The 22,384-nt window shown below is 71.1% G+C and carries 17 protein-coding genes; 7 read left to right on the top strand and 10 right to left on the bottom strand.

Annotated elements, in window-relative coordinates; genetic code table 11:
• Positions 1 to 6 precede the first annotated feature (6 nt).
• The 8 genes from cheB to hrpA all read right to left on the bottom strand — a co-directional run bounded on the left by cheB (position 7) and on the right by hrpA (position 14,927).
• Positions 7 to 1,089 carry a chemotaxis-specific protein-glutamate methyltransferase CheB gene (gene cheB / locus D3A59_RS17625; RefSeq protein WP_119156627.1) on the bottom strand — a complete coding sequence of 361 codons (1,083 nt, stop codon included), beginning with the start codon at positions 1,087 to 1,089 and terminating at the stop codon, positions 7 to 9.
• A gap of 20 nt (positions 1,090 to 1,109) precedes the next feature.
• A complete protein-coding gene (locus D3A59_RS17620) occupies positions 1,110 to 2,711 on the bottom strand; it encodes a chemotaxis protein CheW (protein ID WP_119156625.1) in 1,602 nt (533 codons plus the stop codon).
• Between the two features lie 31 nt (positions 2,712 to 2,742).
• Positions 2,743 to 4,671, bottom strand: coding sequence for a methyl-accepting chemotaxis protein (locus D3A59_RS17615; RefSeq protein WP_119156623.1), 1,929 nt, complete (start codon positions 4,669 to 4,671; stop codon positions 2,743 to 2,745).
• Between the two features lie 366 nt (positions 4,672 to 5,037).
• Positions 5,038 to 5,796 (bottom strand): response regulator transcription factor, encoded by a 759-nt coding sequence (locus D3A59_RS17610; protein ID WP_119156621.1) that lies wholly within the window; start codon positions 5,794 to 5,796, stop codon positions 5,038 to 5,040.
• Positions 5,793 to 7,133: a PAS domain-containing sensor histidine kinase gene (locus D3A59_RS17605; RefSeq protein ID WP_119156620.1), complete on the bottom strand. Its 1,341-nt coding sequence runs from the start codon at positions 7,131 to 7,133 to the stop codon at positions 5,793 to 5,795. The genes D3A59_RS17610 and D3A59_RS17605 overlap by 4 nt, the downstream gene beginning before the upstream one ends.
• Before the next feature lie 99 nt (positions 7,134 to 7,232).
• Complete coding sequence (locus tag D3A59_RS25995) at positions 7,233 to 7,670, bottom strand: BLUF domain-containing protein (RefSeq protein WP_205665224.1); 438 nt, start codon at positions 7,668 to 7,670, stop codon at positions 7,233 to 7,235.
• 93 nt (positions 7,671 to 7,763) lie between these two features.
• The gene (locus D3A59_RS17595; protein ID WP_119156618.1) at positions 7,764 to 10,826 is read right to left on the bottom strand and encodes a sensor domain-containing protein; all 3,063 of its coding nucleotides are present in this window, start codon (positions 10,824 to 10,826) and stop codon (positions 7,764 to 7,766) included.
• A 153-nt stretch (positions 10,827 to 10,979) separates the two neighbouring features.
• Positions 10,980 to 14,927, bottom strand: a complete 3,948-nt coding sequence (gene hrpA, locus D3A59_RS17590) for an ATP-dependent RNA helicase HrpA (protein ID WP_119156616.1) — start codon at positions 14,925 to 14,927, stop codon at positions 10,980 to 10,982.
• An 87-nt stretch (positions 14,928 to 15,014) separates the two neighbouring features.
• Here hrpA and argA point away from each other — a divergent pair, with 87 nt between their 5' ends.
• The 6 genes from argA (at position 15,015) to D3A59_RS17560 (ending at position 19,819) form a co-directional block, all read left to right on the top strand.
• Entirely contained in the window at positions 15,015 to 16,355 is a 1,341-nt protein-coding gene (gene argA / locus D3A59_RS17585; protein WP_119156614.1) for an amino-acid N-acetyltransferase, read from the top strand.
• A gap of 74 nt (positions 16,356 to 16,429) precedes the next feature.
• Positions 16,430 to 16,702, top strand: a complete 273-nt coding sequence (locus tag D3A59_RS17580) for an oxidative damage protection protein (RefSeq protein ID WP_119156613.1) — start codon at positions 16,430 to 16,432, stop codon at positions 16,700 to 16,702.
• 265 nt (positions 16,703 to 16,967) lie between these two features.
• Positions 16,968 to 18,011: an extracellular solute-binding protein gene (locus D3A59_RS17575; protein WP_119156611.1), complete on the top strand. Its 1,044-nt coding sequence runs from the start codon at positions 16,968 to 16,970 to the stop codon at positions 18,009 to 18,011.
• Positions 18,012 to 18,209: 198 nt separating this feature from the next.
• Positions 18,210 to 18,506: an H-NS histone family protein gene (locus D3A59_RS17570; protein ID WP_119156609.1), complete on the top strand. Its 297-nt coding sequence runs from the start codon at positions 18,210 to 18,212 to the stop codon at positions 18,504 to 18,506.
• Positions 18,507 to 18,822: 316 nt separating this feature from the next.
• Positions 18,823 to 19,224 (top strand): hypothetical protein, encoded by a 402-nt coding sequence (locus D3A59_RS17565; protein WP_157991578.1) that lies wholly within the window; start codon positions 18,823 to 18,825, stop codon positions 19,222 to 19,224.
• A gap of 100 nt (positions 19,225 to 19,324) precedes the next feature.
• On the top strand, positions 19,325 to 19,819 hold the full coding sequence (locus D3A59_RS17560; protein ID WP_119156606.1) for a copper chaperone PCu(A)C: 495 nt from the start codon (positions 19,325 to 19,327) through the stop codon (positions 19,817 to 19,819).
• A 32-nt stretch (positions 19,820 to 19,851) separates the two neighbouring features.
• Here D3A59_RS17560 and D3A59_RS17555 read toward each other — a convergent pair whose 3' ends face one another.
• On the bottom strand, positions 19,852 to 20,820 hold the full coding sequence (locus D3A59_RS17555) for a glucokinase (protein WP_119156603.1): 969 nt from the start codon (positions 20,818 to 20,820) through the stop codon (positions 19,852 to 19,854).
• Between the two features lie 89 nt (positions 20,821 to 20,909).
• Positions 20,910 to 21,356, bottom strand: coding sequence for an Lrp/AsnC family transcriptional regulator (locus tag D3A59_RS17550; RefSeq protein WP_272868077.1), 447 nt, complete (start codon positions 21,354 to 21,356; stop codon positions 20,910 to 20,912).
• A 99-nt stretch (positions 21,357 to 21,455) separates the two neighbouring features.
• Between D3A59_RS17550 and yedA the strand changes: the two genes are divergently transcribed.
• Positions 21,456 to 22,370 (top strand): drug/metabolite exporter YedA, encoded by a 915-nt coding sequence (gene yedA, locus D3A59_RS17545; protein ID WP_119156602.1) that lies wholly within the window; start codon positions 21,456 to 21,458, stop codon positions 22,368 to 22,370.
• The last annotated feature ends 14 nt before the right edge of the window (positions 22,371 to 22,384 follow it).

Below are 22,384 nucleotides of genomic sequence, written 5' to 3'. Positions count from 1 at the left end.
GTTCCTTCAGCGCAGCCAGCTGCGCAGTTGCGCGGCGATCGCGCCGCAGGGCAGCACCAGCGAGGCGCCTCCGCGCTGGATCAGCTCCTGCGGCATGCCGAACACGACGGCGGTGTCGGCGGACTCGGCGACCGTGCGGCCCCCCGCCTGGTGCAGCCGCGTCATCGCCGCGGCGCCGTCGTAGCCCATGCCGGTGAGCATCACGCCGACGAGCTGCTGCGGCGCGAACACCTTCATGGCGCTGTCGACCAGCACGTCGACCGACGGGTGCCAGGGCATGCCGGCCGATTCGGGGCGCGGCAGCGCGTAGGGCTGGCCGCCGCGCAGGCTGACCGCGAGGTCGGTGCCGGCGCGGCCGATGTAGACCCGCCCGGGCTCGAGCGGCATCGGCGCTGCGACCTCGCGCACGTCGAGCGGGCACATCGCGTCCATGCGGCGCGCGAAGGCGTCGGTGAAGTTCAGCGGCATGTGCTGCGCGATCAGCACCGGCCACGGGAAGTCGGCCGGCAGCTTGGGCAGGATCTCCTCCAGCGTGCGCGGCCCGCCGGTGGACACGCCCACCAGCACCGCACCGGGCACCGCAGCCCCGTCCGGCGCGGGCCGCGCGGCGGCGGTCGGGGCCGCCGCTCGCGGAGGCACGGCCGGCCGTGCCGCCGGCTTTGCGGCGGGCTGCCCCGCGGCGCCCGACGCGCGGCCGACGCGTGCCCGGCAGGCCGCGCCCACTTTCTCGACGAGCTGCGCGCGGATGTCGTCCACGTGCAGCGAGATGGTGCCGCCGGGCTTGGCGATGAAGTCCACCGCGCCGAGCGCGAGCGCCTCGAAGGTCGCGAGCGCCCCCTTCTCGGTGAGCGAGGACACCATCACCACCGGGGTCGGGCGCGCCGCCATCATCAGCGACAGCGCGCTCAGCCCGTCCATCTCCGGCATGTTGATGTCCAGCGTCACCGCGTCGGGCTGCACCGCCAGCAACTGCTCCACGCCCTCGCGCCCGTTGCGCGCCACGTGCACCTCGTAGCCGGCTTCCGCCAGCACGCCGCCCAGCAGCTTGCGCATCAGCGCCGAATCGTCGACGACGAGCACCTTCCTCACGAACCGCCTCCGCTCCCCGCTCAGGCTGCCAGCGGCAGCTCCGTGTCGCCGCCGTCGGCGAAGCCCGACATCGCGCCGATCTCCTGGCCCTGCAGCAGGTGCTCGGGCTCGATCAGCATCACGAGGCGCTTGCCGCCGTCGAGGTTGGCGACGCGGCCGATCAACCGGCTCTGGTCGTGCGACAGCGCCGGCGCCGGCACGATCTGGCTGCGCGGGATGCGCAGCACCTCGGCCACCGAGTCGACGATGAACCCGGTGCGCATGCCCGCGAACAGGTAGACCATGATGCGCTGGCCCTCGTTGCGCTCGATCGTCGGCAGCCCGAGCCGCGTGCGCTGGTCGATCACCGGCAGCACGGTGCCGCGCAGGTTGATCACGCCCTCGACGAAGGCCGGCGTCTTGGGCACGCGCGTCAGCGCCTCGGGCACGCGCACGATCTCCTGCACGCTCATGATCGGCACGCCGAACTCCTCGGCGCCCAGGCGGAAGATCACCACCTGGGTGTCGTCGTCGGAACTCTCGTTCATCTCGTCCTCGTTGCGGTTCGTCGCTTCCTCGCCGGCGGCTCCCGGGTACTGCGCGAGGCGCCCGGCGCCCTCGATCGCCTCGCCGATCTGCGGCATGTGCAGCAGCCGGTCGGTGGCGATGATGGACACCAGCCGCTTGCCGCCGTCGAGGCGGCAGATCGACGAGAACTCCCGGAGCTGCTCGTCGGCCGCCAGCACGCCGGGCATCGCCTCGGCCTGCGAGCGCGGCACGCTCATCACTTCCTTGACCGCGTCGGTCACGAGGCCGACGTGCAGCCCGCCCGGCAGCCCGGTGACGACGATGCGCTGCTGCGCGCCGTCCTCGACGCTCGGCAGCCCGAAGAGCCGGCGCAGGCTCACCAGCGGCAGCAGCCGCTGGCGCAGCGACATCACGCCGACCACGTGGCCCGGCGCGTTCGGCAGCACGCTCAGGGAGTCGGGCATCTGCACGATCTCCTGCACCTCGGCGATGTCGAGCGCGTACTCCTGGCCTGCAACCGAGAAGGACACCAGGCGCAGCTCGTCGCTGCCGTCGGACTCGTCGTCAGCCTGCCCGCCGCCGGCCTCGACGCGGGCGCCCGCGCGGCCCGACGCGAGTCCGCCGCCGATGCCACTGAAGTGGCCCTCGACCAGCTTCGAGAAGTCCACCGTCAGCAGCATCTCGCTGCCGTCCCCGGCAGCGCGCTTGATGACGCCGGTGAGGTAGTCCGCGGCAACGATCGACTGGATGCTGTCGGCCGCCTCGATCTCGCCGGACTCGACGCTCACGACGCTCGCGACGCGGTCCACCACGAAGCCCAGCGGCTGGCCGAGGTTGATCACGAGCGCGCGGGTCGCGTCGTCGTGCGCGCACTCCTCGCAGCCGAAGAGGCGGCGCAGGTCGATGATCGGCAGCACGCGGCCGCGCAGGTTCGCCAGGCCCGCCAGCGAGGCCGGCGCCAGCGGCAGCCTCGCCACCTCGGGCACGCGGATGATCTCCTGCACCGGCCCCATCGGCACGGCGAACATCTCGCCCGCCACCGAGAAGGTGACGAACTGGTTGTTGCCGCCCTCGATGTCCTCGCCTTCGGCGGAGAACTGTTCGGATGCGCTCATCGCGCACCTCCTTCCTGTTCAGTGGGGTGGGTCAGGCGCTCTGGAGCTCGTCGGCGAGCGAGGCGATCTCCTCGATCGCGGCGGCCAGCTCCTCCGCCCCCTGCGACTGCTGCTTCGCGGCGCTGGCGGCCTCCTCGGCGGACTTCTCGGCCTCGGTGGCGGCCGAGGCGATCTGCTGCACCGCGACCTTGACCTGCGAGACGGCGGCGGCGATCTCCTGCGAGGCGGCGACCGCCTCCTTGTTGCCGCGCTCGATCTGCTGCACGTCGCCCTCGATCTTCAGCAGAGAGGCAGTGATCGACTTGGCCCTCTCCACCTCGCCGTGTGCCGCGGTGACGATCTCGTGCAGGTCACGCCCGACCAGGCCGATCTGGTCCTGGATCGACTTGACCATGTCCTTGATGCGGTCCGCGTTCTCGGCCGAGTCGTGCGCAAGGTTGCGGATGTCGGTGGCGACGACCACGAAGCCCTTGCCGTACTCGCCGGCGCGCGCCGCCTCGATGCTGCCGTTGACGGCGAGCATGTTGGTCTGGATGCTGACCTGCGTGATCGCGTCGACGATCTTGTCGATCTTGCGCGACACGAGCTCCAGGTCCTTGACCTGCTTGATGCTCGCCTGCGTGGCGGCGGCGCTCGAGGACACGCCGGTGATCAGCTCGTCGAGGTTGCGCTTGTTGTCGCCCATCAGCGCGGCGATCGCCTTGGAGCGCTCTCCGCCCTGCACCGCGCGCTGCTCGGCGAGTTGCGCGCCCTTCTCGATCTGCGCCACGGCAGCGGCGGACTCGGTGGTCGCGGCGGCCTGGGACTGCGCGCCCTTGCGGATCTGCTCGAGCGCCACCATGATCTGGCTCGCCGAGCGATTGATCTCCTGCACGGCCGACGACAGCTCCTCGGCGGAGGAGGCCACCTCCTCGGCGCTCTTGGCGATGTCGGTGGAGTTCTTCAGCTCGTCAGCGATCTCGGACAGGCCCTGCGCGGTCTGCTCGCACACGCCCAGCGCCTGCGTCTGCTCGCCCACGGTCTTGTTGGCCTCCTCGCAGGCCGCACCCTGCTCGGTGGCGGCGGCGGCGATCTGCTCGGCGCCCTTGAGCGCCTGCTGCGCGGCAACGTTGCTCTGACCGGCGGCAGTGGCGATCTCGGCGGCGCCGCCCGCGATCTCGGCCGCGTCCATGCGGATCTGCTCAAGCTGCTGCAGGATCACTCCGCCCTTCTGGACCTCGCCCTTGACGCGCTCGGCGGAATTGTTGATGCCCTCGGCGATGACCTGCACCTCGCCCTGGATCTGGCCGACGAGATCCTGGATCTGCTTGGCGCTCTTCTCCGAGGTCTCGGCGAGCGTGCGCACCTCGTCAGCGACCACCGCAAAGCCCTTGCCGTGCTTGCCGGCGCGCGCGGCCTCGATCGCGGCGTTGAGCGCGAGCAGGTTGGTCTGGTCGGCGATGCGCGCCACGGCCTTGACGATCTCGCCGATGTTGGCCGCCTGGCGCTCGAGCTCGGTCATCATCTTGACCGACTCGGCCTGGCGGTCCGCGGCGGTGGCGACGTTGCCGACCGTGGCCTGCACCTCGCCGTTGATCTGGGCGGCGAGCGTCTGCATGCCCTGCGCCATGTTCTGCGCGAGGGTGACGGCCTGGAGCTGGCGCGTGATCGAGCCCGAGACCTGGTTCATCGCGGCGAGCGATTCCTGCGCCGCGCCCGCGGCCTCCTCGGCACCGGTGGCGATCTGCTGCGTCGCGCGCTTGAGCTCCTCGGCGGCCGACGCCGCCTCGTTGATGCCCGAGGAGAGCTGGCTGGAGGCGGCGGCGACGCGCTCGGCGGCCTGCTGCTGCTTGGCCAGCGTGCGGGCGCGCTTGCGCTGCTGGTCGGCGTCGCGGGCGACCTGCTTGGACACCACGCCGGCGGCAGCGTGCACGGCGAACGGAGCGTCGGCAGCGGCAAGGGGCTTGCGGACGAGGGACATCGGGAATCTCCTGGAAGGGGCGCTCAGGCCGGCACGTTCGGAACCGCCGGACGCGGCTCGCGAGGGTTGCAAAACTCGGCAGCAAGGGCGGGGACGCCGCTGCGGCCGGGATCGGGCGCCGCGCGCCGGCCTGCTCGTCGGCCTGGTGGGCGGCACCTTTCTGCTTTTCGGTTCCGGCCCCGATCCGCTGCATCAGGCGAAGCCTGAGAGGGACTGCTCCAATGCCTGACACTTATTCAGGCATTTACCGGAGTGTTACGGGTGAGGAATTTGCGAGCGTGGCCGGGGCCGGCCCGCAGGGGAGACGCGGGCAGCCGTGGGCGACCCTCGCCGAGGGCGGGGGCCGGAGGGCGGGCGCCGGGCTGCTCAGTCCTGGTGCGGCGACACGAGGCCGTGGCGCACCGCGTAGAGCACGAGCTTCGGGAGGTCGCGGATGTTGAGCCGCTCCATGATCTGGGCGCGGTGCGTCTCGACGGTCTTGACGCTCAGCCCCAGGTCGTAGGCGATCTTCTTCATGTTCTCGCCCGCGGCGACGAGCTTGAGGATCTCGAGCTGCCGCGGCGTGAGCGGCGACTCCTTCGCCGCACTCTCCGGCGCCGGCGCCTGGGTCTGCGCGTCCTGTACTTGCGCAGGCAGGGGCGCCGGCTCCGGCACGGCGGCAGCCAGTGCGGCAGCCGGCGCGGCCGCAGGCGCCGCCGAGGAAAGCGCCTGCTCGACGACCGTGCCGGACACCGAGGGGCTCAGGTAGCGTCCACCCGCGCACAGCGCGTCGAGCGCGAAGCTCAGCTCGACCGCCGCGGCGTCCTTCAGCAGGTAGCCGTCGGCGCCCGCGCGCAGCGCCTGCATCACGAAGTCGGCTCCCTGGTACATCGAGACGATCAGCACCTTGGTGCCGGGGCTCGCCTGCTTGACGAGCGGCAGCGCGTCGATGCCGTTGAGCCGCGGCATCGTGATGTCGAGCACCAGCAGCGCCGGCGCGAGCTCCCGCGCCAGCGCGACCGCGCGCTCGCCGTCATCCGCCTCGCCGACGACCTCGTAGCCGTCGAAGTCCTCGATCAGCGACCGCAGGCCCGCCCGAACCAGCCGGTGGTCGTCCGCCAGGATGACTGTCGTCTTTTTCTTCATTGGATCTTCGTCTCGCTCTTCCAGGGCAGCACCGCCTCGACGCGGGTGCCCTGCCCCGGCGCGGAGGACACCGTCAGTTCGCCCCCTTGCAGGCGTGCCCGTTCCATCATGCCGACGAGGCCGAGGCTCGGCCGCTCGGCCTGCCGCGCCCCGGCCTGCTCCGCCGCGAAGCCGATGCCGTCGTCCGTGATGCGCAGCACCAGCCCGTCGGCGCTCGCGCCGCGCAGCTCGACCTCGATGCAGCGCGCGTCGGCATGGCGCAGCGCGTTGGACAGCGACTCCTGCACGATGCGGTAGCAGGCGATGCCGAGGTCGGGATCGAGCGGCTCCCTGCCCAGCGCCACCCGCAGCGAGATCGGGGTGCCGTGCAGGCGCTGCTGCTCCTCGATGTGCCAGCGCAGCGCCGCCTCCAGGCCCAGCGTCCCGAGCTGCGGCGGGTGCAGCAGCAGCGACAGGCTGCGCACCCGGCTGAGCGTGCGCTCGGTCATCGCGGCGGCGCTGGCGATCAGCGCCAGCGGCTCCTCGCCCTGCACGCGCCGCTGCAGCTTGGCGAACTGCACGCGGATCGCGCTCAGGCACTGCCCGATCTCGTCGTGCAGCTCGCGCGCGATCGAGCGGCGCTCGTGCTCCTGCAGCTCGATCAGCCGCCCCGACAGCGCCGCCAGCTCCTGCTGCACGCGCGTCACCTGGCGCTGCATCCGGTTCATCTCGTCGACATCGCGCACGATCTTCAGCACCGCCGGGCGGTCGTCGAAGTGCACCGCGCTGGTGCCGACCGAGGCCTCGAAGCGGCTGCCGTCGAGCCGGCACATCGTCCGCGGCAGGAAGCGCGGGTCGCGCTCCCCGCTCGCGAGGACGCGTTGCATGCGCTGCTCGACCCCCGACCAGTACGGGGGCAGCACGAGCCCGTTCAGCGGGTGGCCCTCCAGCACCTGCGTGCCGTCCGGGTCGAAGAGCTCTTGCGCGGCGCGGTTGGCATAGGTGATCCGGCCCTCCCGCACGATCAGCACCGCCTCGGGCAGCATCGCCAGCAGCTGGGCGAGCTCGTCCGCGCTGCGCCGCGCGCCGGCCTCGGACTCTCGTGCCTTGCGCGCGGACAGCCGCAGGCTGCGATGCAGCCGCCCGACCAGCAGGTACAGCAGCAGCCCGCTCAGCATCACGAAGACCCCGCTCTCCAGCAGGTGCAGCTGCAGCAGGCGCGGGCCTGCCGTGTAGGTCTGCAGCAGGTGGTCCGCCCCCGCGATCCAGAGGGCACTGACCACGACGTAGATCAGGGCGATGTTCAGCGGGGACAGCACACAGGCGCGCGCGGGCCGCTCGGTGCCACGGGACAGCATGAAGGACGACAGCTCAGCGGAAAAGGTACGGACGCCTGCAAGTGTGCACTCGTCCGCCCCGCGCCTGTCGCCGCGTCAAGCGCCGTTTGGCGGCGCTTTTCAGGCCTTATCGCCCGCCCTGAACAGGCCGAGGCGGGACAGGTCCGCCGCCGCCAGCAGCTCTCCTGCCGTCGCCTCCAGCGCCGGAAGCGGCTCGCCCAGCCGGCCGAGCCGCTCGATCAGCGCCTCGAGCCGCTCGTCGAAGAGGTAGGCCATCGCCCACGAGGGGAACCAGCGCTCCCCCCCGGCAGGGGTGACGGGCCACTCCAGCAGCATCTCGTGCCTCGGGTCCCGGCGGATGGAGTCCATCACCTCCTCCAGCGCGGCGCGCGGGCCCTCGAGCACCTGCGCGAAGTGATCCCCCGAGAAGAACAGCAGCCCGGTGACCCCGAGTCGCGCATTGCGCCCGGTGGCGACCTCGAGGATCCGGCGCGGCTCGGGCCCGCAGGGATCGACCCGGGCCCGGCTGACGTAGAAGACGCGGTGGACGTGAGGCATTTCATCGGTCCTTCCGGAGGTGCAGCGGCAGCGGAACCGGCGATCGGCTCGCCGGAAGCCGGGGCGCGACGCGGGGCGAGGCCATGGCGCGTTTCAGGAGACGGGCAGCCGCGGCGGCCGCAGGGCCGGGCCCGGCGCCGCTTGCTCGAGATAGTCGGTGACGTCCTCGAGCGGCAGCGGCCGGGCGAAGAGGTAGCCCTGCACCTCGTCGCAGGCGACCCTCTTCAAGAGGTCCAGCGTGTCCGCATCCTCCACCCCCTCGGCGACCACCGTCAGGTTCAGCGCGCGCGCCAGGTCGCAGATCGCCTTGATGAAGCCGTAGCGGCTCACGCCCTCGGAGGCCTGCGTGACGAAGGTGCGGTCGAGCTTCACGACGTCGACCGGGAAGCGGCGCAGGTAGGAGATGCTCGAGTAGCCGGTGCCGAAGTCGTCGACCGCGAGCTGCACGCCGAGCGCCTTGAGCGCGCGCAGCGTCTCGGCGGAGGACTCCATGTCCTCGATGAAGGCGCTCTCGGTCAGCTCCAGCTCGAGCAGGCCGGGATCGAGCCCGGTCTGCTCGAGGATCTGCCGCACCTCCGGCACCAGCTGCGGCGAGCGCAGCTGCCGCCCCGACAGGTTCACCGAGACCCGCAGCGGACGACCGAGCCGCACCACGAGCCGGCGCGTGTCGATGCAGGCGCGGCGCAGCACCCACAGCCCGAGCGCCTCGATCATCCCGGTCTCCTCGGCCACCGGGATGAACTCCAGCGGCGACACCAGGCCCCGCTCGGGGTGGCGCCAGCGCACCAGCGCCTCCATGCCGACCGACCGCAGCGTCCCCACCCGCAGCCGCGGCTGGTAATGGAGCTCGAACTCCTCGTTCTCCAGCGCGGCGCGCAGCTCGAGCTCGAGCGTCATCCGCCGCTTGGCCACGACGCTCATCTCGGGCAGGAAGAAGTGGTGGCAGTTGCGGCCCGCCGCCTTGGAGCGGTACATCGCGATGTCCGCGTGCTGGAACAGCTCCTCGCGGGTGCCGCCGTGCTCCGGGCTCATCGCGATGCCAATGGACGCCGACGGGAACACCTCCGCCCCGCCGATGCTCACCGGGGGCGCCAGCGCCTGCAGCAGCCGCGCGGCGATGCGCTCGGCGGACTCGCGGCCGTCGGCGCAATGCGCGACGACGACGAACTCGTCGCCGCCGCGCCGGGCCACGACGTCGCCGGCGCGCAGCACGGACTTGAAGCGGCGCGCCACCTCGCACAGCAGCGCGTCGCCGGCCTCGTGGCCCATCGAGTCGTTGAGCTGCTTGAAGCGGTCGAGGTCGATCAGCATCACCGCGATGCGGCCGTCGCGCGGCGCGAAGCGCAGCAGTTCCTGCAGGTGCTCGTTGAGGTAGTTGCGGTTGGGCAGGCCGGTGAGCGTGTCGTGCGTGGCGAGGTGCCGCAGGTGGAGCTCGGCCTGCTTGCGCTCGGTGATGTCGGTGTGGATGCCGGCCCATTCGCGCACCGCCCCGTCGGGCCCGGCCAGCGGCACCGCGCGCACGCTCATGTGGCGGTAGCTGCCGTCGGCGCGCCGCAGGCGGTGCTCGAACTGCGGCAGCACGCCGCCGCGGGTGGCATGCAGCCACATCGCCGTGGTCGTCCCGCGGTCGTCGGGGTGGACGGCGTCGAGCCAGCCCCGCCCCTGCAGCGCCTCGAAGGGCTGCCCGGTGAAGGCCGTCCAGGTCGGCTGCGGCTCGTCGAAGCAGCCGGCGGTCGAGGCGGTCCAGACGATCGCGCTGGTGGCGCTGACCAGGGTGCGGAAACGCTCCTCGCTCGCGCGCAGCGCCGACTCGGCCGCACGCCGCTCCTCGGCCTCGCGTCGCTGGTCGAGCACGAGCGCCGCGGTGTTGACCAGCATCGCCATCGACTCGCGCTCCCGCACGGTCGGCTCGCGCACCTCGCCGCAGTACGACGCGAGCGTGCCCAGCACCCGCCCCTCGAAGGACAGGATCGGCTGGGACCAGCAGGCGCGCAGGCCGTGGGCGAGCGCCAGGTCGCGGAAGTCGGCCCACAGCGGGTCGTTCGCGATGTCGCGTACGATGACCGGCCGGCCGAGGTGGGCCGCGGTGCCGCAGGAGCCGACGCGGGGGCCGATCGCCACCCCGTCGATCGCCGCGTTGTAGCCCTCGGGCAGCGACGGGGCCGCGCCGTGGCGCAGGTGCCGGCCGTCCTCGTCGAGCAGCAGGATCGAGGCCTTCACGAGGCCGCCCGAGCGCTCCTCGGCGACGCGGGCCAGGGCATCGAGCAGGACCGGCAGCGGCGCCCCCGAGATCGCGAGCTCGAGCACCTTCTTCTGACCCAGGGCCAGCGCTTCGCCACGTTTCTGCGCCGTGATGTCGACGACGATGCCGAGCATGCGCTCGACCTTGCCGGCGCTGCGGTAGACGCTGCCGTGCGCGCTGATCCAGTGCACGCTGCCGTCGGGCCAGACCACCCGGCACTGGAAGCGCCAGTCATGGTGCCGGCACAGCGCCTCCTCGATCGTGGCGCGCACGTCCGCGCGGTCCTCGGGATGGACATGCTCGAAGAAGGTCTCGCAACTCCAGTCCTCGACCGGTTCCGCGTAGCCGAAGCACCGGCCGCAGCGCAGCGAGCAGCGCATCGTGCGACCCTGCAGGTTCAGGTCCCAGTCGCCGATCTCGGCGGCCTCGAGCGTGAACTGCAGGCGCGAGGCAGTCTCGCGCAGCTCCTCGCGCGAGCGCTGCAGCGCGGTGACGTCCCGCGAGACCGACAGCAGGCGCTCGACCCGCCCCCCGCTGCCGAGGATGGGCGTGACCTTCACGTCCCACCACCTCGGGCTGCCCTTGGCCGTCGGGCAGAAGGCGTCGAAATGGCCGACCCGCCCCTGGCGCGCCGCCTCGAGCGCCGCCTCCATGAGCGGGCGGCCGTCCTGCGGCCAGAACGATGTCCACGCCCTGCCGCGCCAGCGACCGAAGTCGTCGATCTCCATCGCACATTGACCGTTGCCGTTCATCGCGAGCAGCGAGCCGTCGAGATCGAGCACCTTCACGCAGTCGGGGCTGCTCTCGAACATCCATTCGCTCAGTCCCGGGGAGCACGGCACCGCCCCCCCGCCCTCGCCCGTCGGCATCACGGGAGGCGGATCGAGGATCGGCAGGGGATCGGGCAGGGTCATGGCTTCGGGGCTGGCCTGGCAGGAGACGTGAGTGGGATTTCGGCCGGGCACGAGGCCGGACGCATCAGGATAAGCCCGAGCAGGAATGCTCCGATTCCCGAGGCCGCCGCCCGGGGGCCCGCGCACCGCGGGCCGCGCGGGCCCGCCGGCGGTTCAGGCCGCCACCTGGCTCCAGGCCTTCTCGAGCCGCTTGACGCTCACCGGCTGCGGCGTGCGCAGCTCCTGCGCGAACATGCTGATGCGCAGCTCCTCCAGCAGCCAGCGGAACTCGTCGAGCCGCGCGTCGGGGGTGCCCTTGAGCTCGGCGACGCGACGCTGCCAGCGCTGCTCGAGCGGGCGGATCTCGGCCAGCTTCTGCGCGTCGCGCGCCGGGTCGGCGCGCAGCTTGTCGAGCCGCAGCACGATGCCCTTCAGGTAGCGCGGGAAGTGCTGCAGCTGCGACCAGGGCGCCGTGCTCAGGAAGCGCTTCGGCACAAGCCGCGCGAGCTGCGCGGCGATGTCGTCGGCGACCTCCTTCGGCGCGCGGCTGTCCTTGAGCTTGCGCGCCGCGGCGGCGTACTCGGCGAGGATCGTGGCGCCCAGCCGCGCCACCTCCTGCGCGATCAGGTTCAGCCGCGTGCGGCCCTCGTCGATGCGCGCCTTGAAGCCCGCCGCGTCGGTGGGCAGCGGCTCGGCGAGGAAGGCACGCTCGAGCGCCACGTCGATGATCTGCTGGCGCAGCTCCTCCTGCGTGCCGAGCGCCATGTAGGCCACCGCCATCTTCTGCAGGTCCGGGACGTTCTTCTCGAGGTACTTCAGCGGCTCCTTGATCGCCAGCGCCACCAGCCGGCGCAGCCCGGCGCGGTGCTTCGCCGCGGCGATCTCGGGCTCGTCGAAGACCTCGATCTCGACGTGCGTGCCCTTGTCGATCAGCGCCGGGAAGCCGATCAGCGTCTGCGCCCCGCGCCGCACCTCCATCAGCTCGGGCAGCTCGCCGAAGGTCCACGCGGTGTACTGCGCCGGGGCGGCGGGCGGCGCCGGCGCCTTCCCGGCCGGCCGGACCTCGGCGCGCTCCTCGGGGCGCGCCTCGCGCGGCGGACGGCCGGCGGCAGGCGCGGCAGCACCCTTGCCGGCCGCCGGCGCAGGCGCCGCGGCGGTGCCGCCCACCTTCAGCGCCGCGAGCGCCTGGAAGGCGCTGCGCGCCTGGTGGCCGAGCTCGGCCTTGAGCGCCGCGAGGTTGCGTCCCATGCCGAGCTGGCGGCCGTGCTCGTCGACGACGCGGAAGTTCATGAACAGGTGCGGCGAGAGCTGCTCGAGCTTGAAGTCGCCGCGCTTGATGTCGAGCTGCGTCCTCTGGCGTACCGCGGCGAGCAGCGCCTCGACCAGGCTTCCCTGGCCGAAGGGGGTCGAGTCGATGAAGCCCTGCACGAAGTCCGGCAGCGGCACCAGCCGCGCACGCGGCTTCTGGTGCAGGCTTTTCAGCAGCGCCATCACCTTGTCCTTGAGCATGCCGGGCACCAGCCACTCGCAGCGCTCCTCGCTGACCTGGTTGAGCGCGTAGATCGGCAGCGCGACCGTCACGCCGTCCTTGGGGTCGCCCGGGTCGTGCAGGTAACTCGCGCTGCAGTCGATGCCGCCGAGGCGGATCGTCTTCGGGAAGGCGCCGCTGGTGATGCCGGCCGCCTCGTGCCGCATCAGCTCCTCCTTCGACAGCATCAGCAGCTTGGGCTGGCGTTTCACTTCCTCTCGGTACCAGCGCTCGAAGGTGTGGCCGGAGTAGACGTCCGGCGGGAGCTGCTGCTCGTAGAAGGCGTAGATCAGCTCGTCGTCGACCAGCACGTCCTGACGGCGCGACTTGTGCTCGAGCTCCTCCACCTGGCGCACCATCTTCTGGTTGTGCGCGAGGAAGGGCAGCTTCGTCTCCCACTCGCCCTCGACGAGCGCGGCGCGGATGAAGATCTCGCGCGCCTGCACGGGATCGACCTTGCCGAAGTTGACGCGACGGTTGTTGTAGATCACTAGGCCGTAGAGCGTCGCGCGCTCGAGCGCGATCACCTCGGCGGCCTTCTTCTCCCAGTGCGGCTCGAGCAGCTGCTTCTTCAAGAGGTGCCCGGCGATCCACGGCAGCCACTGCGGCTCGATCGCCGCGAGCCCCCGGCCGAACAGCCGCGTGGTCTCGACGAGCTCGGCCGCGACCAGCCAGCGCCCCGGCTTCTTGCTCAGGTGCGCGCCCGGATGGCGCCAGAACTTGATGCCGCGCGCGCCGAGGTACCAATCGTCCTCGTCGCTCTTGAGGCCGATGTTGCCCAGCAGGCCCGCGAGCATCGCGAGGTGGATCTGCTCGTAGGTCGCGGGGCTGTCGTTGAGCCGCCAGCCGTGCTCGGCGACGACCGTGTGCAGCTGGCTGTGGATGTCGCGCCACTCGCGCACGCGGCGCGGGCTGACGAAGTTGTCGCGCAAGAGCTGCTCGTGCTTGCGGTGGCTGAGCTTGTGCTCGCCCGTGCCGCCGCGCGACTCGCCGAGCCACTTCCACAGCCTCAGGTAGCCCATGAACTCCGACTTCTCGTCGTCGAACTTCTTGTGCTTCTCGTCGGCGGCCTGCTGCTGCTCCATCGGGCGGTCGCGCACGTCCTGCACGCTGAGCGCGGACGCGATCACCAGCACCTCGGAGAGGGACTGCCGCTCGCGCGCCTCCAGGATCATGCGGCCCACGCGCGGGTCGAGCGGCAGGCGCGACAGCTCCTTGCCGATTGGCGTGAGCTCGTTGGCGTCGTCCACCGCGCCGAGTTCGTTGAGCAGCGCGTAGCCGTCGGCGATCGCCTTGCGCGGCGGCGGCTCGAGGAAGGGGAAGTCCTCGACGTGCCCCAGACCGAGCGACTTCATGCGCAGGATCACGCCGGCGAGCGACGAGCGCAGGATCTCCGGGTCGCTGAAGGGCGGGCGCGACGTCCAGTCCTTCTCGTCGTAGAGCCGGATGCAGATGCCGTTGGACACGCGGCCGCAGCGGCCGGCGCGCTGGTTCGCCGCCGCCTGGCTCACGGGCTCGACCTGCAGCTGCTCGACCTTGTTGCGGTAGCTGTAGCGCTTGACGCGCGCCTGGCCCGAATCGACCACGTAGCGGATGCCGGGCACCGTCAGCGAGGTCTCGGCGACGTTGGTCGCGAGCACGATGCGGGGTGCTGCGCCCGGCTCGAACACGCGGTCCTGCTCCTGCTGGCTCAATCGCGCGAACAGCGGCAGGATCTCGACGCCGGGCGGATGGTGGCGCCGCAGGTGCTCGGCCGCCTCGCGGATCTCGCGCTCGCCCGGCAGGAACACGAGCACGGCGCCCGGGCCCTGGCGCCACAGCTCGTCCACCGCGTCGGTGATCGCGTTGTTCAGGTCGTAGTCGCGGTCCTCCTCGAAGGGCCGCCAGCGCATCTCGACCGGGTAGAGCCGGCCGCTGACCATGATCACCGGCGCCGGCCCGTGGCGGCTCTCGAAGTGGCGCGCGAAGCGCTCGGCGTCGATCGTCGCGGAAGTCACGACGATCTTCAGGTCCGGCCGCCGCGGCAGCAGCTGCTTCAGGTAGCCGAGCAGGAAGTCGATGTTGAGGCTGCGCTCGTGCGCCTCGTCGATGATCAGCGTGTCGTAGGCACGCAGCAGCGGGTCGGTCTGCGTCTCGGCGAGCAGGATGCCGTCGGTCATCAGCTTGACCGATGCGCCAGGCTGCAACCGGTCCTGGAAGCGGACCTTGTAGCCGACCACCTCGCCCAGCGGCGTCTCCAGTTCCTGCGCGATGCGCTTGGCGACGCTGGAAGCCGCGATGCGCCGCGGCTGCGTGTGGCCGATCAGGCCGGCGCCGCCGGCACCGCGCCCGCGGCCCAGCGCCAGCGCGATCTTCGGCAGCTGGGTGGTCTTGCCCGAGCCGGTCTCGCCGCAGACGATCACCACCTGGTGCTGGGCCATCGCCTGCGCGATCTCGTCGCGCCGGGCGGAGACCGGCAGCGATTCGGGGAATCGGATCTCGGGGACCGGGTTGGCCGGCGGCGCGCTGCGGGGCGCGCGGACGGGCCTCTCGGGCCGGTCAGGCCGGTCGGGGCGCGCGCCGGGCGCGGGGCGCCCCGTGGTGGAAGCGGTCATCAGGGGCTTCGTGCAAAAATCCGGCATTATTTCAAAGCCCTCCCCGGCGGGCATCCCAACCCTTCCTCGCCCCTACCCCCAGCCCCGATGAGCCTGGTTTTTCCACATACCTTCGTGCCGTGGTTTCGCTCGGTGGCGCCCTACATCCACGCGCACCGCGGCAAGACCTTCGTCGTCGCGATCGCCGGCGAATTGGTCGCCGCCGGCAAGCTCGCCACCTTCGCGCAGGACCTCGCGATCATCCATGCGATGGGCATCAAGGTCGTGCTCGTGCACGGTTTTCGCCCGCAGGTCGAGGAGCAGCTGCAGGCGAAAGGCAAGACCTCGCGTTTCAGCCACGGCATGCGCATCACCGACGCGGTGGCGCTCGACTGCGCGCAGGAGGCCGCCGGCCAGCTGCGCTACGAGATCGAGGCCGCCTTTTCGCAGGGCCTGCCCAACACGCCGATGGCGCACAGCCAGATCCGCGTCGTGTCGGGCAATTTCATCACCGCGCGGCCGGTGGGCATCGTCGACGGCGTCGATTTCCAGCACACCGGCCTCGTGCGCCGCATCGACGCCACCGGCATCCGCCAGGCGGTCGAATTCGGCGCGCTGGTGATGCTGTCGCCCTTCGGCTTTTCGCCGACCGGCGAGGCCTTCAATCTCAGCATGGAGGACGTCGCGGCGAGCGCGGCGATCGCGCTGCAGGCCGACAAGCTGATTTACGTCACCGAGGTCAAGGGCATTCCGCTCGACCCGTCCGACCCGGGCAGCGAGATCGACACCGAGCTCGCGCTCGTCGACGCGAAGAAGCTGCTCTCCGCGCTGCCGAATCCGATCCAGCCGACCGATACCGCGTTCTATCTGCAGCACGCGGTGAAAGCCTGCGAGCAGGGCGTCGAGCGCGTGCACATCATCCCGTATTCCGTGGACGGCTCGATCCTGATGGAGTCGTTCACGCACGACGGCATCGGCACGATGATCGTCGACGAGAAACTCGAGAGCCTGCGCGAGGCCACCGCCGATGACATCGGCGGCATCCTGCAGCTGATCGAGCCCTTCGAAAAGGACGGCACGCTCGTCAAGCGGGACCGCACCGAGATCGAGCGCGACATCGGCCATTACACGGTGATCGAGCACGACGGCGTGATTTTCGGCTGCGCGGCGCTCTATCCCTACCCCGAGGCCCGCACCGCGGAAATGGCGGCGCTGACTGTTTCGCCCGCGGTGCAGGGCGAGGGCGACGGCGAGCGCATCCTCAAGCGCGTCGAGCAGCGCGCGAAGGCGATGGGCCTGACCAGCATCTTCGTGCTGACGACGCGTACGATGCACTGGTTCCTGCGCCGCGGATTCACGCAGGTCGATCCCGACTGGCTGCCCGAGGCGCGCAAGCGCAAGTACAACTGGGACCGCCGCTCTCAGGTGCTGGTCAAGAAACTGAGCTGAGGCGGGTCTTTGGCCCCCCGCGGCTCCCCGCCACCCACAATCCCCATTCATCCCCCAAGGAAAAAGGAAACGAGATGCCCCGCAACGTGCAATGCGTGATGCTGAAGAAGGAAGCCGAAGGCCTGGACTTCGCCCCCTACCCGGGCGAGTTGGGCAAGCGCATCTATGAAAACGTCAGCAAGGAAGCCTGGCAGGGCTGGCTGAAGCACCAGACCATGCTGGTGAACGAAAACCGCCTGAACCTCGCCGACGCCCGCGCGCGCCAATACCTGGCGCGCCAGATGGAGCGCTATTTCTTCGGCGAAGGCGCCGAGCAACCGGCAGGCTACGTTCCTCCCTCCGCCTGAAACCCGTTTCCGGCGCGGCATGCCGGTGCGGCGAAGGCGCGCGCCGGCATGCCGAGGCCCTCGCATCGCCGCGCCTGCGCAGACCGCCGCAGCCCCGCTTCCCCTTCCCCCGGCAGCCCCCGCCGACCTTGCGCCCGCCCGGTTCCCGGGCCTGCGATCACGCCGCGCCCGCACCTCCTTCGACGCAGCGCAACATCTCCGGAATGTGTTTGCGAATCATTCTTGTTTGCACATAGAATGCGCCCATCCCTTGAAGGAGATTCCCATGATCCGACGTATCGCCGCCCCGCTGAGCCTGCTTGCCGCCGCCCTGGCGACCAGCCCTGCCGCGTTCGCGCAGGAAAAGGTGCTGAACCTCTATTCGGCCCGCCACTACAGCACGGACGAGGCCCTCTACAGCAACTTCACGAAGGCCACCGGCATCAAGATCAACCGGGTCGACGCCGATGACGCCGGCATCCTGGCTCGCCTCAAGAGCGAGGGCAGCGCAAGCCCGGCCGACGTGGTGCTGCTGGTCGATGCCGCGCGCCTGTGGCGCGCGGAAGTCGACGGCCTGTTCCAGCCGGTCAAGAGCAAGGTGCTGGACGAGCGGATCCCGGCGACGCTGCGCAGCAAGGACGAGGGCCAGGGCCCGCAGTGGTTCGGTTTCTCGACGCGCGCCCGCGTCGTCGTCTACAACAAGACGGCGGTGAAGAAGGACGACGTCGATACCTACGAGGAGCTCGGCGACCCGAAGAACAAGGGCAAGGTCTGCACGCGTTCGGGATCGCACCCCTATAACGTCTCGCTGTTCGGCGCGATGATGGAGCACCTCGGTCCGCAGAAAACCGAGCAGTGGCTCAAGGGCGTCGTGGACAACATGGCGCGCGCCCCCAAGGGTGGCGACACCGACCAGATCAAGGCGGTCGCAAGCGGCGAATGCGGCATCGCGATCACCAACACCTATTACCTCGCCCGCCTGATGCGCTCCTCCTCGCCCGACGATCGCGCGGTGATCGAGAAAGTGGGCGTGGTGTTCCCGAACCAGCAGAGCTGGGGCACGCACGTGAACATCGCCGGTGGCGCGGTCGCCCGCAATGCCCCCAACCGCGAGGCGGCAGTCAAGTTCCTCGAATACCTGGCGAGCAACGACGCGCAGAACTATTTCGCCAACGGCAACAACGAGTGGCCGGTGGTCAAGGGCCTGCGCCTGAGCAATCCGGCCCTCGAGGCGATGGGCGACTTCAAGACCGAGACGATTCCCGTGTCGGTGGTGGGCATGAACCAGGTGAAGGTCCAGCAGATGCTCGACCGCGTCGGCTACAAGTAAATCCCCTGCCGGCCCGCCCGGCAAGCACTCCCGAACCCGCAGTGCCGCAAGGCCTGCGGGTTTCTTGTTTCCCGAATATGCAGGCAAACGAGGGGTTCGAAGGCAGGGGCGCTTGTGAAGCGCCGGAGGTGGCGTTAATATCGCGCCCCATGGAGGTGCCACAGCACCATTTGTTCAACTCCCAAGGCTGCAAATCACATGGCTACTTACCACGAACTCCTCGCCCAGAGACAAGAACTTGAAAAGCAAATCGAGGCCGCGCGCAAGCAGGAACTCGCGGATGCCATCGCCAAGGTCAAGGCCCTGATGTCCCAGTACGGTCTGACGATGGCCGACATCACCAGCAGCAAGGCCTCGTCCGCCAAGGGCACCAAGGTCGCGCCGAAATACCGCAACGCGGAAACCGGCGAAACCTGGACCGGCCGTGGCCGCCAGCCGAAATGGGTCGAGGCGGCACTTGCTTCCGGCAAGAAGCTGGAAGACCTGGCCGTCTGATTTCCTGCGGACCGATAAACACGGGCGGCCCGTTCCGCCCCACGCTGCTTGACAAGCCCGCCTCGCGCGGGCTTTTTTCATGCCTGCCCGTCTCTCGGGCAGCGCCCCTTCCTTCTGGCAAAAGGGGAATTCCGGCCCGAGTCCTGCGCCCGGCATGCCCGGAACACAGGAGAAACACCGGGCACGAGAACAGCCTTTTGTAAAGGGCGTGGCCAGCCGTTTCCGGCGCGCCGCACTCCTTTCTTCCGAAGGGAAAACGTTTCGTCCCAAGGCCCCGGCCGCACCGCTGCGGCGCCGGCCGGGCACAATCGCGCCCATGCCCCGCCGCCCTGCCCCCGCTCGCCTCGCCCCCTGGGCGCTGATGGCGCTGCTGCTGCTGAAGGCGGCCCTGCCGGGCGTGCTGGTCGCGGCGGCGCAGGTGAACGGCGTCCGGCTGGTGGAGCTGTGCACCGTCTACGGGGTGCAGACGATCGCGGTCGATCATCGGGGGGCGCCGCTCGACGGTGCCCCGGCCGGCAGCGGGGACGTGCCTGCGGCGACCGGTTGCGCGCTGGCCTCGCTGCCCGCCTTCGACCTGCCGGTGGGCGAAGGAACACCGCCTGCGGCGCCGGCAGCCCTTGCCGGCCCCCGGGTGGCCGCGGCGCTCGACGCGCCGCCCGCCGACGACCCCAGCCGGACCTGGTGGTCCCGCCTCAAGCAGGCCCCGCCGCAGGCCTGAACCCCCTGCCGCCGCGCCGTGAACCCTCCTCCCGGGCTCGCGGCGCTCCCGGGCACGCGGCCGCTGCCGCGTGCCTGTCCTGCACGAGACGACGAAGACCATGAAACGATTCCTGATTGCCGCGACCGCGCTCGCGCTGTCGCTGCTGACCTCCGCCCACGCCCACGACTACCAGCTTGGCCCGATCCGCATCGCCCACCCGTGGGCCCGCGCCACGGTGGCCGGCCAGCCCGCCGGCGGCGCCTACCTGAAGCTGGAGAACGCCGGCCCGGCCGACCGGCTGCTGTCGGTGCGCTCGCCGGTGGCGGCCTCGGCCGAGCTGCACCTGATGACGATGGACGGCAACATCATGCGCATGCGCGAGGTCGACGCCATCGCGCTGCCGGCAGGCCAGACGGTGGAATTCAAGCCCGGCGGCCTGCACATCATGCTGACGGGCCTGAAGGCGCCGCTGAAGCAGGGCGAGCGCGTGCCGCTGACGCTGCGTTTCGAGAAGGCCGGCGAGGTGAACGTCGAGCTCGCGGTGGAGTCCGCCGCCTCGTCGGGCGGCGACAAGCCGGCCGCGGGCGCCGCGACGAAGCACCACCACCACTGAGGACCCGCCTCCGGCGCGACCTCTCCCCCCGCTCAGCCCGGGCCGTCGAGCGCCCGGGCTGCGCCGAGCAGCGCCGGATTCTCCGCGGTGATGACCCAGGTCGGCATCGCGTCGAGGTAGCCGCGGAAGCGCCCCTTGGCGACGAAGCACTCGCGAAAGCGCGAGCGCGCGAACCAGTCGCCCAGGCGCGGCACGATGCCGCCGCCGATGTAGACGCCACCGTGCGCGCCGAGCGCGAGCGCCAGGTTGCCGGCCACCGAGCCGAGCAGCGCGCAGAAGAGTTCGAGCGCGGCGACGCAGTCGGCATCGCCACCGCCGAGCGCTGCCTGCGCGATCGCCGGCGCGCCGAGCACGGCGGCGGGTCGCCCGGCCAGCGTGCAGACCGCCTCGTAGAGATTCTCGAGCCCCGGCCCGGACAAGGCCCGCTCGGCGGAGACATGCTCGAAGCGCCGGCGCAGCACCGCGATCACCTCGGCCTCGAAGTCGTCGCCGGCCGCAAGCGTCGCATGCCCGCCCTCGCCGTTGATCGCCACCCAGTGCCCGCCCGGCACCGGCAGCAGCCCCGAGACGCCCAGGCCCGTGCCAGGGCCGAGCAGCGCCTTCGGCGCGCCGGCCCGTGCCTCGCCGCCGCCGATCGCGCGCAGCTCGCCCGGACCCAGCCCCGGCAGCGACAGCGCCAGCGCGGTGAAGTCGTTGAGCACGAGCAGGCGCTCGAGGCCCAGTGCCTCCCTCAGCTCCCGGATCGAGAAGGACCAGGACAGGTTGGTCATCTGCACATGGTCGCCGCTCACCGGGTTGGCAATGCCGATCGCGCACCACGCCGGCTGCGGCTTGGCATGCTGCGCGAGGTAGTGGCGCATCGCGTCGAGCAGGCCGGCATGCGCCGCGTTCGGATAAGTCGCCATGTCGGAGATCGGCGCGTCGGGGGCCGCCAGCCAGCCGAAGCGGGCATGGGTGCCGCCGACGTCGCCGACCAGGCGGGGGTAGGTGTCCGGGTGCATGGGCAGGCTGTGCGTCGGAGTGAAGGGCTCGGGGAATCTTAGGCCGCTCCCTGCCTGCACGCGCCGTGCCCGCGCGGGCGCGCGGCGCCTCAGCCGCGCGCCGGCTTCAGTGGCTGGCGCTCGCGCACCACGCGCAGCACGATTGCGGTCGAGGTGACCGACAGCATGCAGTACTTCTGCAGCACCGCGTCGAGGTGGCCGACGTCGCGCACCGCGATCTCCAGCACCCAGCTGTCCTCGCCAGTGACGTTGTAGGCGCTCAGCACCTCGGGCGTGTCCTCCAGCGCGCGCAGCATGCGCGACTGCTCGCAGCGTCCCACCCGCACCACGGCGCGGATCGCGTAACCGAGCCGCGCGGGATCGACCACCGCACGGTAGCCGGTGATCACGCCGGCGGCCTCGAGCCGCCGCACGCGCTCGGTCACCGCCGGCTGGCTCAGGTGCACCCGGCGGCCGAGCTCGGCCATCGAGATGCGTGCGTCGGCCTGAAGCTCGGCGAGGATGCGGCAATCATGTATGTCGAATTCAAGGTTCACGGCAAAACTCCTTTCCCTCCTTGATTTTCAAGGAGAGAGGCCGCGTCTTCCTTCGAAACGCCATTCACCGCTGCGAGCGGCTTTCATACGATTTCCGGCATGGAACTCGCCTCCCCCGTCTCCGCCGCGTCGCGCGGCCCCGGCCTGCCGCCGCTGATCCTCGCCTGCCTCGCCGCCACCTGGCTGATCTGGGGCTCGACCTATCTCGCGATCAAGTACGCGCTGCCGAGCTTCCCGCCCTTTTTCCAGATGGGCAGCCGCTTCCTCGTCGCCGGCCTGCTGCTGTTCGTGTGGATGCGCTGGCGCGGCGCGCCGCTGCCCGACGCGCGCCAGTGGCGCAACGCGGCGGTGGTGGGCGCGCTGATGCTCGGCGGCGGCATGGGCGGCACCGCGGTCGCGGAGCAGACGGTCGGCTCGGGGCTGGTGGTGGCCTTCATCGCGGTGGTGCCGCTGATGATCGCGGCGCTGAACCTGCTGTGGCGCGTCTACCCCGCCCGGCACGAGCTCGCCGGCATCGGCGTCGGGCTCGCCGGTGTGCTGATGCTGACGCAGGGCAGCGGTTTCCAGTCCTCGCCGCAGGGCCTCGCGGCGATCGCGATCGCCTGCCTCACCTGGTCGCTCGGCAGCGTGCTGAGCCAGCGGCGGCTGCCGCTCGCGCCCGGAGCGATGGGCTTCGCCAGCGAGATGATCTGCGGCGGCGCGCTGCTGCTCGCGCTCGCGCTGCTGACCGGCGAGCGGCCGCAGTGGCCGCCGCAGCCGCTCGCGGTCGCCGCGTGGTCCTACCTCGTCGTGTTCGGCTCGCTCGTCGCCTTCAACGCCTACATGGTGCTGCTGGCGCGGGCGAGCACCGGGCTCGCGTCGAGCTACACCTTCGTCAACCCGGTGATCGCGATGCTGCTCGGCGTCGCGGTGGCCGGCGAGCGCATCAGCGCCTACGAGTGGCTCGCGGCCGGCGTGGTGCTCGCCGGCGTGCTGCTGATGCTCGGCGGCGCCCGGCTGCGGCCCGGGCGCTGAGCCGGCCGCGCCGG

It is taken from the genome of Caldimonas tepidiphila (assembly GCF_003569765.1).
GTDB lineage: Bacteria > Pseudomonadota > Gammaproteobacteria > Burkholderiales > Burkholderiaceae_C > Caldimonas > Caldimonas tepidiphila.
Note: the sequence above shows the minus strand (reverse complement) of the source record. Positions and strands in the feature narration are given on the sequence as shown.